At 33.3% G+C, this 16,983-nt stretch carries 18 protein-coding genes; 9 read left to right on the top strand and 9 right to left on the bottom strand.

All coding sequences use genetic code 11. The features are described 5' to 3' along the window. Positions 1–24: 24 nt before the first annotated feature. The 4 genes from Q4Q55_RS02910 to Q4Q55_RS02895 form a co-directional block, all read right to left on the bottom strand. Positions 25–963 carry an ABC transporter substrate-binding protein gene (locus tag Q4Q55_RS02910; RefSeq protein WP_303371322.1) on the bottom strand — a complete coding sequence of 313 codons (939 nt, stop codon included), beginning with the start codon at positions 961–963 and terminating at the stop codon, positions 25–27. Positions 964–1,004: 41 nt separating this feature from the next. Continuing rightward, positions 1,005–1,112, bottom strand: a complete 108-nt coding sequence (locus Q4Q55_RS02905; RefSeq protein WP_303371321.1) for a V4R domain-containing protein — start codon at positions 1,110–1,112, stop codon at positions 1,005–1,007. Positions 1,113–1,119: 7 nt separating this feature from the next. Continuing rightward, on the bottom strand, positions 1,120–1,353 hold the full coding sequence (locus tag Q4Q55_RS02900; protein WP_303371320.1) for a hypothetical protein: 234 nt from the start codon (positions 1,351–1,353) through the stop codon (positions 1,120–1,122). Positions 1,354–1,477: 124 nt separating this feature from the next. Next, positions 1,478–1,768 carry a transcriptional regulator gene (locus Q4Q55_RS02895; protein ID WP_303371319.1) on the bottom strand — a complete coding sequence of 97 codons (291 nt, stop codon included), beginning with the start codon at positions 1,766–1,768 and terminating at the stop codon, positions 1,478–1,480. 255 nt (positions 1,769–2,023) lie between these two features. Between Q4Q55_RS02895 and Q4Q55_RS02890 the strand changes: the two genes are divergently transcribed. Then, positions 2,024–2,692: a class I SAM-dependent methyltransferase gene (locus tag Q4Q55_RS02890; RefSeq protein WP_303371318.1), complete on the top strand. Its 669-nt coding sequence runs from the start codon at positions 2,024–2,026 to the stop codon at positions 2,690–2,692. Here the strand turns inward: Q4Q55_RS02890 and Q4Q55_RS02885 are convergent. Both Q4Q55_RS02885 and Q4Q55_RS02880 read right to left on the bottom strand, forming a co-directional pair. Then, complete coding sequence (locus Q4Q55_RS02885; protein WP_303371317.1) at positions 2,643–2,843, bottom strand: MoaD/ThiS family protein; 201 nt, start codon at positions 2,841–2,843, stop codon at positions 2,643–2,645. The two genes, Q4Q55_RS02890 and Q4Q55_RS02885, sit on opposite strands and share 50 nt — an antisense overlap. A gap of 9 nt (positions 2,844–2,852) precedes the next feature. Beyond that, positions 2,853–4,073 carry a GMC family oxidoreductase N-terminal domain-containing protein gene (locus Q4Q55_RS02880; protein ID WP_303371316.1) on the bottom strand — a complete coding sequence of 407 codons (1,221 nt, stop codon included), beginning with the start codon at positions 4,071–4,073 and terminating at the stop codon, positions 2,853–2,855. Positions 4,074–4,513: 440 nt separating this feature from the next. Here Q4Q55_RS02880 and larE point away from each other — a divergent pair, with 440 nt between their 5' ends. Both larE and Q4Q55_RS02870 read left to right on the top strand, forming a co-directional pair. After that, positions 4,514–5,521, top strand: a complete 1,008-nt coding sequence (gene larE / locus Q4Q55_RS02875; RefSeq protein ID WP_303371315.1) for an ATP-dependent sacrificial sulfur transferase LarE — start codon at positions 4,514–4,516, stop codon at positions 5,519–5,521. Between the two features lie 8 nt (positions 5,522–5,529). Next, entirely contained in the window at positions 5,530–6,285 is a 756-nt protein-coding gene (locus Q4Q55_RS02870) for a HesA/MoeB/ThiF family protein (RefSeq protein ID WP_303371314.1), read from the top strand. 5 nt (positions 6,286–6,290) lie between these two features. Here Q4Q55_RS02870 and fdhD read toward each other — a convergent pair whose 3' ends face one another. After that, a complete protein-coding gene (gene fdhD / locus Q4Q55_RS02865) occupies positions 6,291–7,121 on the bottom strand; it encodes a formate dehydrogenase accessory sulfurtransferase FdhD (RefSeq protein WP_303371313.1) in 831 nt (276 codons plus the stop codon). Between the two features lie 216 nt (positions 7,122–7,337). Between fdhD and Q4Q55_RS02860 the strand changes: the two genes are divergently transcribed. After that, a complete protein-coding gene (locus Q4Q55_RS02860) occupies positions 7,338–7,769 on the top strand; it encodes a hypothetical protein (protein WP_303371312.1) in 432 nt (143 codons plus the stop codon). Here Q4Q55_RS02860 and Q4Q55_RS02855 read toward each other — a convergent pair. Beyond that, positions 7,766–10,249 (bottom strand): ATP-binding cassette domain-containing protein, encoded by a 2,484-nt coding sequence (locus Q4Q55_RS02855; protein ID WP_303371311.1) that lies wholly within the window; start codon positions 10,247–10,249, stop codon positions 7,766–7,768. The two genes, Q4Q55_RS02860 and Q4Q55_RS02855, sit on opposite strands and share 4 nt — an antisense overlap. Before the next feature lie 52 nt (positions 10,250–10,301). On the opposite strand from Q4Q55_RS02855, the gene Q4Q55_RS02850 reads away from it, so the two are divergent. Continuing rightward, on the top strand, positions 10,302–10,871 hold the full coding sequence (locus Q4Q55_RS02850) for a hypothetical protein (RefSeq protein WP_303371310.1): 570 nt from the start codon (positions 10,302–10,304) through the stop codon (positions 10,869–10,871). Between the two features lie 24 nt (positions 10,872–10,895). Here the strand turns inward: Q4Q55_RS02850 and Q4Q55_RS02845 are convergent, their stop codons facing one another. Continuing rightward, on the bottom strand, positions 10,896–11,915 hold the full coding sequence (locus tag Q4Q55_RS02845) for an adenylosuccinate synthetase (protein ID WP_303371309.1): 1,020 nt from the start codon (positions 11,913–11,915) through the stop codon (positions 10,896–10,898). A gap of 192 nt (positions 11,916–12,107) precedes the next feature. Between Q4Q55_RS02845 and Q4Q55_RS02840 the strand changes: the two genes are divergently transcribed. From Q4Q55_RS02840 to Q4Q55_RS02825, 4 genes are all read left to right on the top strand, one after another. Continuing rightward, positions 12,108–14,021: a histidine kinase dimerization/phosphoacceptor domain -containing protein gene (locus Q4Q55_RS02840; protein ID WP_303371308.1), complete on the top strand. Its 1,914-nt coding sequence runs from the start codon at positions 12,108–12,110 to the stop codon at positions 14,019–14,021. Beyond that, complete coding sequence (locus Q4Q55_RS02835) at positions 14,011–15,879, top strand: sensor histidine kinase (protein WP_303371307.1); 1,869 nt, start codon at positions 14,011–14,013, stop codon at positions 15,877–15,879. The genes Q4Q55_RS02840 and Q4Q55_RS02835 overlap by 11 nt, the downstream gene beginning before the upstream one ends. Positions 15,880–15,959: 80 nt before the next feature. Continuing rightward, a complete protein-coding gene (locus Q4Q55_RS02830; RefSeq protein WP_303371306.1) occupies positions 15,960–16,370 on the top strand; it encodes a response regulator in 411 nt (136 codons plus the stop codon). Between the two features lie 10 nt (positions 16,371–16,380). Then, positions 16,381–16,983: response regulator (locus Q4Q55_RS02825; protein ID WP_303371305.1), on the top strand; the 603-nt coding region annotated here is incomplete at its 3' end.

Below are 16,983 nucleotides of genomic sequence, written 5' to 3'. Positions count from 1 at the left end.
TAAAAAAAAGAGGTCAAGGTAGAATTAACTACTTTCCCAGAAAATCTTATCTTCAGAAATTGGCTTTTTCAATACGCCCAAATCAACTTCCAGATTCATGAAGTCCATTACATCTTGTTTATAGTCGTCATCCAAACCTGAAATCAATGGGAAACCTGCCAATGCCTTTTTCTCCACTTCAACATCACTTACAATATCACTAGGCAATAGGCCTGCAGCTTCGTCAGTGTTATTGTTAATGAATTCTGTTGCATTCTTGTGGATTTCCAAAATTGTTTTTGTTTCATTTTCATGGTTTTTGATGAAGTCATCGGATGCTACAACAACACAACATGGATGATTTGGTAGAATTTCAGATGAATCAACCAATACTTCTGCACCGTTTTGCTCAGCAATTGACACATATGGCTCAAAGGTAATCATTGCATCAATCTTATTGGTTTTTAAAGCATCATTCATTGAAGGAACCTTCATGGCGGAAACCTTAACATCATTGATATCCATTCCGTTCTGGTCAAGATAGTATGTAAGAAGCATGTGCTGGATTGAAGCTTCACCCGGAGTGGCCACTTTTTTACCTTCCAGGTCATAAACTGAACTGATATCAGAGTTTTTTGCAACGACAATACCTGATCCTTCAGTTTGAGCTGCTGAAATCACTTTAACTGGAACTCCCTTTTCGATTGAAGAGAGAACAGGTGTAATTCCAACATATCCAACATCGACTTCACCACTGGCCATTGCAGTCATCAGGTCCCCACCATTGTTGAACTGAACCAGTTTTGTGTTGATTCCGTTTTCCTGAAACTTGCCTTGAGCGTCTGCAACGAACAACGCCGCATCATGGTCTGAAGGCAAATAACCGATTGTTACAGTATCGCTGCCACCACCCATCATGAAAAATACAGCTACAACAGCAATAACGATTACTGCTATCATAATTGCGATAATCTTATTATCCATTTTATCACCAAATTACTATTTGACTGAAAAAATATTTAACATTACGGTTCAACCTCAAACAGACAGAAATCATCACCCATAGAATAACATTTTGTCTCTACAATGTTAATGTAAAAGTCAAAAAAGTTATAGAATAATGATTCAAACATGCCAACCTCAAGATGGCACTCCGAAAAGACCTGTTTTTTCGAGTTTTACAGATTCGAATGAATGCATGCAGATTATTCGTAAGTTATTTTTAACTTCAAAAGTTAAAAAGCCCAAATTATTGTCCGCCCAGTATTTAGAAATATTATAGAGAAACTTCTCAAAATCCCTGTCATATACCTGCGTAAATATATAATCCCCAATATAATTTCCAATAGCTTTCATTATTGGATTAATCTCCATCCCATACTCCATCAAAATAGTTTTAAATGTATGCATCAACATTAAGTTGTATTCAATTTCTCCCTCACCAATAAATCTTTGAATTAACTTTTTTGTCCTGACCTTTGATTTGATATTATTTGAGTCAATCGAAGCCCAACATCTTCGAATTCGGGAAAAAAATTTTCTTTCTATTGTCACTCGGATCAGCTTTATAGCCGACAATACCTTCCTCTCTTAAATCTTTTAGATGCAATGAAACTACAGCTTTTGACTTTGAAGTGCTTTTAACAATCTCATCAAAGTTCATTTCGTTTTGCCGAAGCAAATTAAGTATTTCGTATTTCATCGGACTTTTGATAATGTCTATATTAACCATTTCTCGATTTTTAACACTTTCATTAATTAGTATCTGAATTGGGTTAGACGTTGTCATTAAGCCAACCTCCGCATGGATTTAGTAAACTTATATAATTACTTTAATATTATATAAACCTTTGTTTTTTGCTTTAAAATTAGTTTTAACTATTATTGACAATCAATTTTTTAAAAAACAAGTTTTAAAATAATTAAAAAAAGAAATTAATTAATATTGATAAGAAAAAAATAAGTAATTATCAATCACCGACAATTATATTATAACTTTCATCACAAATATCCAATTATACAAAAATTATTAAATGTTTTGATTATGGTAGCTGAAAAAATTGATCAGTGCATGAAGCCCCATGGTGATGAGGGCATCGAAACAATAAATAGAATGAATGAAAATCACGCAGACATCTCTGAATTTGCATTCGAATGCGTTAATGTTGAAGAAAATGATAGCATTTTAGATATTGGCTGCGGTGGCGGAGTAAACATTGAAAAGTTCCTTAAACTGACATCAGAAAACGTTGACGGGCTTGACTATTCAGACATTTCAGTGGCCGAATCCATTAAGAGAAATCATAAAGCTGTTGATTTGAGAAAATGCAAAGTTATTGAAGCAAACGTTTGTGACATGCCAATTGATGATGAAAGCTACGATTTGATTTCTGCTTTTGAGACAATTTACTTCTGGCCAGATATTGAAAATACATTTAAGGAAGTTTTAAGAATCCTTAAACCAAAAGGACAGTTCATGATTGCTCAGGGAACTGACGGTAATCATCCTGATGATGAACTCTGGTTAAATACAGTTGAAGGAATGAGCCTATATACCGCTCCAGAATTAGAGAAATATTTGCTTGATGCTGGTTTTAGTAATGTTAAAGTCTTTAAAAAAGAAAATGATTATATTTTAGTGGTTATTGCAGAAAAAATAGCAATTAACCACCATAGATTATTTGAACCAAATGAATCTCATCACCATCATTGATTAGACTTTCTTCAATTGTCAAATCACCGTTTTGCTTTGCAACGACTGTTTGAGCAGACAAGCCCAATTCACCCAATAAATCATTAATTGTAAAATTTTCTTTCAATTCTCTTGTCTCATCAATATCTTTAAATTTCAAATTGAATTCCATCATATCACCTTAAATATTTTGATTAACTATTTTTGCCACTTTTTTAGCTATTGCAACGATTGTTAATATCGGAGGCCTTCCTGGAGCTTCAGGTATCACGCTAGCATCCGCAACATACAGCCCTCTGATTTCACTTTCGAAGTTGTTGTCCAAAACTTCACCTACTGCAACAGTTCCTCCAGGATGCGCACCCTTAAGGGATGTTGCGACAATTGAATCTTTTAGAACTCCCATTTTCAATAATATTTTTATTGCCTTTTCATAACCTTCTTTTATCAAATCAACGTCAACCTTTGTTAGCATCTTTTCAATATTTCCATCAATATCTATTGTTCCAATGCATGTATCAGCAAATTTGAGCATCAATCCCACCACATCTTTGTCATGGGCATCAATCCCTTTCTGCTCCATTAACGGAAGTAATTGCATGGAATAGTGAGGTGACAAAAAGTACGGGCCAAATTCTGCCTTAATTCCCATCAGCAATTCATTTTTTAGATTTGCATCCTTCAAATATCCCCCTATTGTCGTGAAAATATCAAAAAATATTTGGCCACCCACATTGGCAATACCTGAATTTTTTAAAATTATCGGACTGTTCAGGGCACCAGCTGCAAGAACTACTTTTTTTGCTCTGAAAATCTGTTTTTCGTTGTTTTTATTGATTCCAACAACACCCACAACTTCATTGTTTTCATGCAATATTTCAAACACATTGAAATCGCAAATCAAATCGGCACCATACTCCAGTGCCTCTTTGACAAAGTAAGTGGCATCCCATTTTGCATCAAATACACAACCGTTTACGCACTTACCGCATAATTTACATTTTTCAAAATTAATAAATTTTGGCATTGGTTCAACAACATATCCCAATTCCTCACCAGCATTAGAAATCAGCTGTGTTGAATGGCCCCATAGCTTTTTTGGAAAATATGTGACATTCAATTCACCGCTGGCTTCGAGAAGCTCTTCAAAGATATCTAAATTTTTGTCTTCAAACTGCTGTATTATTGAGTTGGAATAGCATCCGCTGCATGAAAAACATGCATTTCCTATGGAGGATGTTGTTGTTCCACCAATTTCTTCAATGTTTGTCAGTTCCAAAGGATATGTTAGGAATTCATAGTTTTTCTTGTCTTCATCTGAAAGATTATTCTTTAGTTGAATTTTTTTGGTTTTCATGTGAGCTACATAGCTTCCCTGCTTATGATTTGAGCCCCTTTCCAAAATAAGAACTTTTCTTCCGATAATTGATAAATCCTTGGCTATTGTTGATCCTCCAGCACCTGTTCCTATTACAATAACATCGTAAATTTCAATACCTCCAAATTATATTAACAATTGTTATATTATCTTATCCCAATATAAGTTTTTCTAAAGAACATCAAATGAAATGTAAAACTGTTCAAATAGGAAAATAGTGACTATTCCAATTACAAAACATTTAAATATCAAAATTACACAATTCATATTTATGGAAAAAATAACTATTGTTATATAGTTAAAATTTTCGAAGGGATTCAATGTTTTTCCATAAGCTCGGGTGAAAATCTTTCAATTGTTTTATAATCTCCAAAACAAAATATTAAAATAGATTATAAAAACTCCTTTACAAAGAACATAAAAGAGCATCAAAAGATGCTCTTAAATTTTTAAAAGATGATAAAATGAGCTTAGAAAATAAAATTAATGTTGTTTGCAATATTTTGAAAGATAAAAAGGTCGCAATTGGTTTTTCAGGCGGTGCAGATTCCACTTTAATAGCTTACCTATCTTCCAAAGTCGCAGCGGACACATTAGCGATTACTATCGATAATCATTTGCTTCCGACAGGTTTTGTTGAACACACCAAAAAAACAGCAGAATCATTTGGAATAAGGCATGTAATAGTCGACATTGACTTTTATAAACATGAGAACTTCCTGGAAAATGATTCAAAAAGGTGTTATAACTGCAGAAACATGATGTATTCAAAAATCGAAGAAGTGGCTCTTGAAAATGGCTTTGATTACATTTGTGATGGAAACAACATCAGCGATCTGGTTATTGATAGACCGGGAATACTGATTACCTACAAAATGAACTTCAATACCCCATTCATTGAAGCAAAACTTACTTCAAAGGAAATTCACAAATATTTGAATGACAATAACATTCCATATTCAAGATCAACAACCTGTCTTGCAACAAGACTTCCAACAAATACACGAACCACTCATGAAAAAATCGAGAAAATCAGATATTGCGAAGATTATATTTTGGCAAACACGGATTGTGAAATCGTCAAAGTTAGGGCTTTGGGTGAAGTTGGTATTATTGAAGTGGATGACATTAATCAATTATTAAGTGAGGATAAATTTATTAACATTAACGATGAATTAAAAAGCAAAGGATTTAAAAAAGTTGCACTAAATTTATCACAAATCGATGATGATGAATACATTGACATTGACTATGGAGAAAGTTCATTTTCATATCAGCTTCCGTTTACAGTAAACCTTGAAAATACAAAAAAGCAACTTGACGAAGTCATCATTGCAAATGAGGAAAAAATTGAAGTCGAAAATATTGAAATTTTTGAAAATGGACTGATAAAAGGTCATGACCTGGAAAGTCATGAAATCGCATTAGACAGATTTATGGAAATATTGCAAAAATTAAGAAGAAACGTTTAGGTGAAAAAATGCCAACAAGATATATAGGTGATGGATACTGGGAAATTGCTTCCCGTCAGATGAGTATAGTAACAAGAAGCGAACAGGAAAGATTTAAAGATGCTAAAATCACAGTCATCGGCTGTGGAGGAATAGGTGGAGAGACCATTGAAATGCTTGCAAGAATGGGTATCGGCGAACTTGTCCTTGTTGATAAAGATGCATTTGACCTGTCCAATTTAAACAGACAGACTTTAGCCACACTTACTGATTTGGGCCTTGATAAAAGTGCCGTTGCCGGTGAAAAAGTCAGACTGATAAACCCTTATGTTAAAGTCACCATATTTAACGAACATGTTGACCAGACAAATATTGACAAAATTATTGGCGATTCAGATATAGTAATCGATGCACTCGATAATGTTCTGACAAGAGTAATCGTATCAAGAACCGCTAAAGAAAAGGGAATCCCATATATCCATGGTGCAATTCACGGAACAATGGGTCAGATTACAGTATTTTTACCTAACAGCGATAAAAGCTATGAAGAAATGTTTAACTTGCCTTCAATCGGAAAGGAATTAAATGATGAAACAATTGACGCTTTAAAAAATGTAACTTCAGGAGTTCCGCCTGTTATCGGACCTACACCAAACTTAATAGGATGTCTTGAAGCATTTGAAGCTTATAAGATAATAACCGGAGTCGGTAAAGTCACCGTCGCTCCGAAAATATTAACATTTGATTTACTGGATTTAGGTTCATTTTCACTGGATGAACTTTAAATCATCTATTTTTCCAGATTTACCCTTTCAGGGGCAGTGAATATTGTAAACCTATTGTCCCTGACAAACCCGACCATCGTAATGTTACCTGCACGTGCCACATCAATACCTGAGGATGCCGGCGCCGCATTTGAAATGATTATCGGAATTCCAACCCTGATTACCTTTATCAGCATGTCTGCAGGCATCCTTCCACTGTATGAAATGTAGCATCTTGAAAAGTCATAACCCTCCCTTGAAGCTGCCCCAATTACCTTATCAACCGCAACGTGACGGCTGACATCTTCACGGATAATAATCTTATCTTCAAATTTCAATTGTGCCACATGCACCCCTGCAGTTTTCTGCCAGATTTTTGCCTCATCAGTCAAATGTTTTATGTCCCTGACAATTTGGGTTGCATCCACATTCAAATCTGAAGTGTTGGGTTCTATTGTCTTTAACTCTGATCTGATTCCTCCGGCATTGTCTGAATTTACCCCCTGATATTCCAGCAGTCTGCATACGCAAGCATGTTCACAGTTTCCTTTTCTCTCCTGAACAATACCTTCCTGTTCAAAATCCTCTTCAGGATTGTGGGCTAGCTTTGTTGATACCAATACATTTGTTCCATCCAATTTGATGGATTCAATATCAGAATAATCCTTAATCAATCCTTCCCCTAAACAATATCCTATTGCAAAGTCCTCCAAATCCTTCGGATAAGTTGAAAACTTTCTTGGAGGCAGATAATCTATGAATAAGTAAGTATATTCGTCATCGACACTGTTTTCCTTAATTGTTTTGTATTCGCCGTTTTTCCATTGAATAACATCAGTTTGTCTTAAGAATTCCATAATACAACACCAAGTAATAATATTAACAATTGTTATATTTATAATTATATTAAAACATTATTTTAATATGCAGATACCAATATTGATTTAAAAGTGTTAAATTGCTTTAATTTAGAATTAAAACACATATTAAGTACAATATATACTTTCAGCCAAATATCGTTGCAACCAAAGAAAAAAAATGGCAGGGAAGTTTTAAGTACTTTAATATACAAAATGATTACACAAGAAGAATTATATGAAAATAAAGCAATTGATTTGCTTATTTTACCAGATATGGATATTGACATACCTATTAAAGCATTAATGAGCATTATATGTTACATAATAGTTCATACCAATTTCCCAGATTCAGATTTGAAAACTGATATTATTCTTTGTGAAATCATGCAACTAAATCGATTCCTCACAAAAAATAAATTGTCAGAGATGGTTAATATGTTAAAACTGGAAAGAGAAAATCCTGAAATAATGAGAATTATTTCCAAATATGGCCAAGGATTTGATACCATCTACTTCGATGGAAAACAAGATGGAAAACTAGAAGATGCTAAAAATTTCCTTTCTGAAGGTGTTGATGAGGAGATCATCATCAGATGCACAGGCATCTCCATCAATCAACTTAAAGACCTTAAAAGAAAAAATTAACCCCTCCCATTAACTTTTTTAAACAAATCCTTTTCAGCTAAATATTTACCAGTCAGACTATTTTTAGATTTCATTATATCCTCCAAACAACCACAAGCCAAAATTTGTCCACCATAATTATTATCATCTATTCCAATATCAATAATATAGTCTGCATTAGCTATTAAATCCAAATCATGCTCAATAACAATTACAGTTGCCCCCATGTCAATCAAATGGTCAAAAACACCAATTAATACTTTAACATCCAATGGATGAAGTCCAATAGTCGGTTCATCAAAGATAAATATTGAATTTTTCTGAGATTTTCCAATTTCAGAAGCCAATTTTAGTCTTTGTGCTTCGCCGCCGGATAAACTTGGAGTTGCCTCACCTAAAGTCAGATAACCTAATCCCAAATCAGACAGCTTTTGCAATTTGGAAGTGACTTTTTTAAGACCAAATAAATCTTCCAACGCTTCATCAATTGTTAGTGACATGATATCCGCAAGAGATAACCCGTTATATTTTGTTTTTTCAATATTTTCATTATATCTTGAGCCTTCACAATCATGACATGTCATTTCCACATCAGGCAGGAACTGCACATCCATAGATACGCTACCAGTACCGTTACAGGTTTCACATCTCAATTTTCCAGTATTATATGAAAAATCAGCAGTTTTATATTCATCTGACAATTTTGAAAATTCCCTCCTTAATTCATCGAGGACTTTAGAGTAGGTTGCAACAGTACTTCTTACATTTTTACCAATAGGAACACTGTCAATTAAGTCTATTTTTTTAATATCTTCACATTCTATGTCTTTAACACCGACAGGCAAATCTTCACCATTAATGTAAGCTTTTACTGCAGGATAAAGTGCTTCTAAAAGAAGAGTTGTTTTTCCACTTCCCGACACACCACTTACAACCGTTAACCTGGATTTGGGGATTTTTATATCCATTTCTTTAACATTATGGATTTGCGATGTTTTAATTCTGATTTCACCATTTTGAAAAATATCCCCTGATTTGTCCCTAACAATAACATTTTCAGAATTTGTTATGAATGGAGCTATCTGTGAGGCTGAATCATCAACAATTTCATCTAAAGTACCCTCAGCAATGATATTTCCCCCATCCGCACCTGCAGCCGGACCCAATTCAATCATATAATCGGCAATCTTCAATATTTTAGTATCATGGTCAACCAATATAATTGAATTTCCATCTTCCACAAGTCGTTTAATGACATTAATCAGTCCTTCAACATTATTGGGATGAAGTCCTATTGAAGGCTCATCCAAAACGTATAATACACCAGTTGTATGATTTCTCAAGGTTTTTGCGATTTGAACCCTTTGAAGTTCACCGGTTGACAGTGTATTTGAAGGTCTGTCAAGTGAAATGTAGCTTAAACCCAAATCAAGTAAAATGTTTGCATTGTCCATGAACTCTTCTGAAATAGCTTCAGCCATTTCTTTTAAATCAGAAGGCAGATTATCAATAACTTCCGGAATCCATAAAACCAATTCATTTAAAGTCATCTTACACGCTTCAGAAATATTAATTCCACCTAAAAGAGTTGAATTGGCTTTGTGATTTAATCTTGTTCCGTTGCAGTCACTGCAGACTTTTGTTGTTAAAAATTTATTGATTTTAGTTAATCCTTTTTCGGTTTTTGCATTTCTCAAGGCTTCTTCAATAGCTTTGTGAGCATTTCTGTACTCTGCATTCAGTTCAAATAATTTCCCATTTTTAGATGGGATGTTAATGTATTTTTTAACTGGCAGCCCATTATAGACTATATCTTTTTCATTATCAGTTAAGTCTTTAAAGGGAACGTCAACTCTAACGCCGAGTTCTCCTGCAACATGATACATCCATGAAATACCGAACTGATTCCATGCTGCAACTGCACCCTCTTCCAGAGTTTTGCTTTCATCCAAAACAAGTTTTGTATCATCCACATCTCTGATAAAACCTGTTCCACTGCAGGTCGGACATGCACCATCAGAGTTAAAAGCATATTCTTCAGCTGAAAGCCCATAGAATTCTTCACCGCATTGTGAGCATTTTATTGGTATTTCACGAGCCACATTTAAAGTTGCATCCTGCAAGTGCCCATTGGGACAGACATAATTACCACATCTTGAATATAATAATCTTAAAGAGTTTAAAAGTTCAGTTGAGGTTCCGAAAGTGGATCTGATATTGGGAACACTCGGTCTTTGGTGTAAAGCCAGAGCCGCTGGAACATATTGAAGCAAATCAACTTTTGCTTTTTGTGTTTGTGTGATTCTTCTTCGGGTGTAAGTGGAAAGGGCATCCAAATATCTTCGTGATCCTTCAGAGTAGAGTACTCCCAGTGCAAGAGATGATTTGCCCGAACCTGAAACTCCACTAATAGCTACAATTTTACCTAAAGGAATGTCAACATCAATATTTTTTAAATTATGAACACTTGCTCCACGAATGATTATCATGTCATTGTACATGATTAAATATATTAAAAATTAGAAGTAATATAATTATTTAATTAGATTAAACATGGAATTGATTACAATGTTTACCTATCCCCGAATATTAAAACGAAAAGATTTAAAAAAAATTTCAAAATATCCCTGCGATGATGAAATAAAAGATGCTTACATCAAATATTTATCAAATTACTCATTTAATGAGTTTGTCAAATATTGTGAAGATAATTCTGGTGAAAATCTAGAAGATTTAATTTTTAAATTTACTGATTTACAATTAGAGAAATTTGAACCAAATTCATTGATTTGGGTTTCACATGTGATGATTAATTTCATGATTTATTTTAACGTCAACTTAGATTATAATGAGTTTTACGATGCCTATGCGTCAGCCCTGCAATTGACTGTCCTATCCTGTGCCATGGAAATGACAATCAGCAAAATTCCTTTTGAGGAAGTTACCTTTCCAGAACATTCAAAAATCTGTTTTGAAAAATTATTCGATAAATGTCCTAATTTTAAATTTGATTTAAAAAAAGATTGTACTCTAGCTTATAACTCATATAACACAAATTTCGATTTTGAAAGCGAAGAAATCTACTCAAAAATTAAAGCACATTTTGATGAATGTGGATATTAAAAAAAATAGTGAAAAAAAAAAGAATTATAATAATTCTTTTCTTAAATCGATTGTGTCTTTTAAATCAGGCCCAGTTGAAATGATTGTTACAGGAACTCCGGTTTCAGTTTGTATATCTTCAATGAAAGCCTTTGTTTCAGCAGACAATTCATCATAGTTCTGTACACGAGCACAGTCAAATAACTTGTCAACACATGTTAAAGCTATTTGAGTTGCACCGTTGATTCTGCATGATTCCTTTGCAAGTTCCATATCAAAGTAACCGATTCTTCTACGCCTTCCGGTAACAACACCATATTCTTCAAGACCTTTGCTTTCTGCCTCTTCCTGTGTCATTTCAGTTGGGAACGGACCTTCTCCAACACGGGAAATATAAGCTTTGAATACATCTATGACTTCATCGACTTTAGTTGGTCCAACCCCCACATCTGCAGCAAATGTGGATGCAGTGGTATCTTTACTGGTTACAAATGGATAAGATCCATAATAAAGAGAAAGAGCAAAACCTTGAGATCCTTCAATAAATACATCTTCACCATTATCAATAGATTCATTGACCTCAAAAGACACATCAGCAATATAATCTTCAAGTTCCGGAGCGTCTTTGGCCAAACCGATAGTTCTCATTACACGATCGGAATTAGCTGGTCCGCATCCAGACCCTGTACTTCCTATTTTTTCAGCCAAATGTTTTGAGCTTTTATCTCTTGACATGTGGTCTTCATTAATTATTGCACATCTAGGATCAACACACATCCTTTCTTTTACATTATATTTTTTTAAGTCTTCAAATTCTTTAAATAACACATCCGGATTTACTAAAACTCCTGCTCCAATCATGAGTTTAGCGCCGGTGTGCACAAAACCTGATGGGGTTAATCTTAAACCGTACTTCTCTCCATTGAATTCAACGGAATGCCCTGCATTTGGCCCGACTCCTGCACGAGCAATTATCTTCGGTTTATCAGTGTCACAAAGGTAAGTAATACATTTTCCTTTACCTTCATCACCCCATGCTCCACCAACTAAAATACTACAAGTCATTTAATAACTCCTTAAAAATTAATATAATATGAAAATTAAGAAAATTTTCGTAACACTAATATTATATTTTTACTAATTAAAAAGCTTTTCCAAAATTGCATTTTAATCAATATTTTAGAAGAATTCATATAATATAAATATTATATTAAACAAAAATATAATTCATATAATTTATAAACTTAGGTAATTCACATGCATGTTGAAAAGCAATTTAGAGAACTAGAGCAAATTGAAGAAATAAGAGTTTATAATATTGATATAAGCGAAGTATTTCAGGAAGCTCCTCAAGTTAAAAAACCGGATAAAGTTCGTTTTAGCAATGTCATGAAACATGTGCCATCAGACATTAACGTTTTCCTACCAATAGACGATGGTGAAGATTACATTGTTGAACGGATAGGTTGGAATTTACTTGAAAGACTGAATTTGACATCAAAATCTGTTGAAGGACGTAAATTAAGCCAGGTTTCTCCTTTTTACTATGAATTATTTAAAGATGCTTATAAAGAGGTTATGGAAACTGGAAAAACAAAAGCTATGAGAATGTTTTACTATCAAAGTGATAGAATACAAACACTCACAAACATTCACATAATCTATGACGAAGGCGAAATTTATGCAATTTCTGATATGAAAAAACCAGCTCCTGACGTGAGCAAAACTCCGGAAGAACAGCAAAAAGAAGACGAAGAGAATAAAGCCACATTAATCGAATACTTTTCGCAGACTGGAAGTTATTATAAAACTCATGATGAATTTACATGGACTCCGGGCATTTATAATATTATTAATCGTTCAAAGCAAACAACTGACGCCTATTATAATATTATTTTTGATTTGGTGATTCCCGAAGATAAACCATTAGTCGAAGAACTACTCCAAACTATGAGTCCTGAAACAGACACTTACGAAAATATCATTCGTATAAAAACACCTGGTGGACATATCAAATATTTGGATACCTATCTTTATTCAAAATTTGATGAAAACGGTGAAGTAATAAGTCATTACGGTTTATTTAAAGACATCAGCATTGATTCTCATAAACACATGACCAGGCCAGTGGACTTTATGCTGAACGGATTCAATCATAACTCCAAATTATCATTACTCGTAGAACCGTTAAGTAAAAGGTACGAATTTAGTGAAGGATTTTACAAAATGATTGAAATTCCAAAAGAAGAGTACATACACAGCAAAAGCATAATCGACAATATTCTTGAAGACAGTGCCAAAAAAGAAATTGAAAAAATAATTGCCGGTGCAATCAAAGAAGTCAATATTGTATTTACATATGATGTTCATGGTGATGGAGAAAATCTCAAAATATGCGAATTATTCATTGAACGTTTTAACTATGGTAATCAGGAACACAGTATAGGGTTCTTAACTGATATTACTGTTTCACGTCAAAAACAACAGGAATTAATAAAATCAAATGCAACCAAAAACATTTTAATTAAAGAAGTGCACCACAGAGTTAAAAACAACCTGCAAGTGTTGAACAGTTTCTTAAATCTTGAAAGAAGAGAATATGGAGATAATCCTAATCGTATATTAGATAATATGCAAGCGCGTTTAGCTTCACTCGCATTACTCCACGAGAAAACATACAACACAGAGGACTTCATTAACATTAATCTTGAGGATTACATGAAAGATCAAGATTCAACATTGGAAATGCTATTTAAAGCAAAAGACATTGACTTTACATCCGAAGTGGATCCGGAAATCCACCTATCAATAGATGTGATAACACCATTGCTTTTAATAGTTGACGAACTTACCATGAATGCAATAAAGCATGCATTTCCGGATCCCAACATGCCAAATAAAACAATTTCCAAAAAAATTGATTTCATTGATGAACACATCTGCAAATTAATTTTAAAAGACAATGGAGTTGGATTAAAAGACCCTGATGCATTAATAAATCATAATTTGGGTTGGGAGATAATTAATAATTTAACTAGACAAATTAATGGAGAACTTAAGATTTTAGACTGTGAAGTTGGAACTGGATTTGAAATTATTTTCCCAGTTAACTTTGATCATACTATTGAATACCACAAAAGCCTATGGGCAGGTGAAACCGATGAGAATTGAAAAAACATACCGGAAGTTAGAAGATACTGAAGAAGTTAGTATCTATGATATAAAGGAAAGTGAGTTATTTCAATATGTTCCGCAAGAATTTGAAATACCGTATACTCCTTTCGAAAAAACCCTAAATCATCTGGGCAACGATTTAGACATCTTCATTCCATACAATGATGGTGAAGATTTTATTGTTCATAGATTAGGATTAAGCGCTCTTGTTCGGGGACATATTAAACAGAGTGACGTTGCGGGACGTTTGCTCAGTAAAACCTCTCCAGGTTTTTATAACATTTTAAAAGAACCTTTAAAAGAGGTTTATGAAACTCATAAAACTAAAAAAATGAGATTCTTTTATCATTTCCACGAAAAATTAGCGAGATTTTCAAACGTTAAAATCATTTTTGATATGGAGAAGATAATTATTATCTCCGACCATAGGGATAATCGTGACACAAGTTTGCATGTTCCCGATGAAGAGTACGATGAAAAAGCTAATTTAATCGAATACTTCTCACAAACGGGAAGTTATTATAAAATTAATGATAGGTATTCCTGGACACAGGGTATTTATAACATCCTTAACAGGGGAAGAGAAGAAAACGATGAGTATTTCAATATTGTCTTTGACTTAATCATCCCTGAAGACAAGCCATTGCTTGAAAAGATGCTTAAAGAAATGGACAATGGAAGAACCAACTACGAAAGCATAATCAGAATTAGAACTGATGATGGTGTTTTAAAATACATTGAAGTCAATCTTTATTCAAAATTTGATGAAAATAACCACCTAATAAGCCGTTATGGTTTAATGAAAGATGTTAGTACTGATTCCAGTAGGAAAATGACAAGGCCTGTTGATTTTTTACTTAAAGGATTTAAAAACAATAAAAAGTTAGCTTTGCTTATTGAGCCATTAAATACAAAACAATATGAGTTCTCACAAGGTTTCTACCATCTTATTGAAGCATCACCTGAAGAGTATTCTCATTCCCGCGCAGTTATTCAGCATATTGTCGAAGAAGATGTAATAAACAATATTATTCGATTAGCGGATGGGCAAATCAATGAACTTGATGAATCATTTACATATAATGTAAAAGGAGATGAGAACAATCAGAAAATATGTGAAATATATATTGAAAGGTTCGAATTCGGATCCGAGACACACAGTATTGGGTTTTTAACTGATGTTACTGAAGAGCGAACCAAACAATTGGAATTAATGGAAGCTAACGAACATCAGAAAGTACTGATTAAAGAGGTTCACCACAGAGTTAAAAACAACCTGCAAGTGCTTAACAGTTTCTTAAACCTTGAAAAAAGAGCCTATAAAAATAAACCTAATGTGATTATTGACCATATGCAATCCAGACTATCCTCTCTTGCAATTCTTCATGAAAAAACTTACAATACCACTGACTTCAAAAATATTAATTTAAAAGAATATATTGAAGATCAGGACAGTCAATTAAGAAGTTTAATTGGTTTGAGAGATGGTATCGAATTTGAATCAGAGGTCGATGCGGATTTAGTTTTAACCATTGAAGTAATTACGCCATTGTTACTCGTTATTGATGAACTTACAATGAATGCTATCAAGCATGCATTCCCTGATAAAACTAAACCGGACAAGAAAATTATTAAAAAGATTAAAAGGATTGACACTGAAACCGCACAGGTTATACTTCAGGATAACGGTGTTGGAATCGAAAATCCTGATAAAATTACCAAAAATCTTGGATGTGAAATTATTAAAAACCTTACCAAACAATTGGATGGTCATATTGAACTGTTCCAACATGAAAACGGAACTGGATATAGGTTAACATTCCCAATATACATGGAACATACAATTGAAGGATAAGTTTCTTATTAAAATAAAAATACTTAAAATTTAAATAAAATGAATACAAAAATAGTGAATTATTAATAGAAGGTAAAATTATGAATGAAAGAATATTAGTTGTTGAAGATGAAGCAATCACCGCATTAGATTTGAAATACAGTTTAGAAGAATTAGGTTATGATGTAATTGACACAGTTGATACCGGTCAAGATGCAATCGATGTTGCTGCTGAAAAAGTACCTGACGTTGTTTTGATGGACATTAAACTAAAAGGAGATATGGAAGGAATTGAAGCAGCAGAGATTATTTCAGAATTAAGAATACCGGTAATCTATTTGACTGCGAACACTGATACAGATACTTTTGAAAAATCCAATGTTAAAGGATCTTACGGATTCGTTTCAAAACCATATGATATTAGCAAATTAGATAAAACTCTTAAAATCACAATAAATAGAGCTAAACTAGAAGAAAATAAAATTAATGATGCTAGTGGTTTTACAAATTAATTAGATTCAAATGACCGAGTTACAGTTAATCCGTGGCAAACCTAAAATATTTGCCATCAGCTCCGAAGAGATAATGCTATCTCAAATAAAAAGTTATGTCGAAGAGTACAATTATGAATATGTTGGGTCTGCATTTGAAAAGGAAGACATATTCAAAAAAATCGACGAATATTCACCTAACTTGATATTTTTAGATACTGAAGAAGAAAACTTAGATTTGCTTCAAGTAGCAACCGATTTGGAGATTTTTAATATTCCTGTAATTGTTATAATTGGAGCTCTTTTTGATGAAACAATTGATAAATTGTTAACAAGTAATCCTTTTGGTTACTTGCTCAAACCACTTGAAAAAGATGAATTACAAAGAGCAATGGCTGTTTCACTTAAAAAACATGAACAAAATCTGTTAAGTGTTCAGACAGCACAGCATAAAATACAAGAAAAAAATGTTGAACTGCTGATTGAAAAATCAGACTCCAGTTTCTTATTAATTCTTTGTGTTGCATTGATTATAATAGCAATTTTAAGCAGAAATGCTACATGGATGCAGTGGGTGCTGTTAATTCCTACTTTAGCTATGCTTATTAATGCTCTTGTCAGTATTAAAAAACAA

Origin of the sequence: Methanobrevibacter sp., from assembly GCF_030539555.1 — an archaeon.
Classification (GTDB): Archaea; Methanobacteriota; Methanobacteria; order Methanobacteriales; family Methanobacteriaceae; genus Methanocatella.
This window is presented reverse-complemented; position numbering and strand designations above follow the sequence as displayed.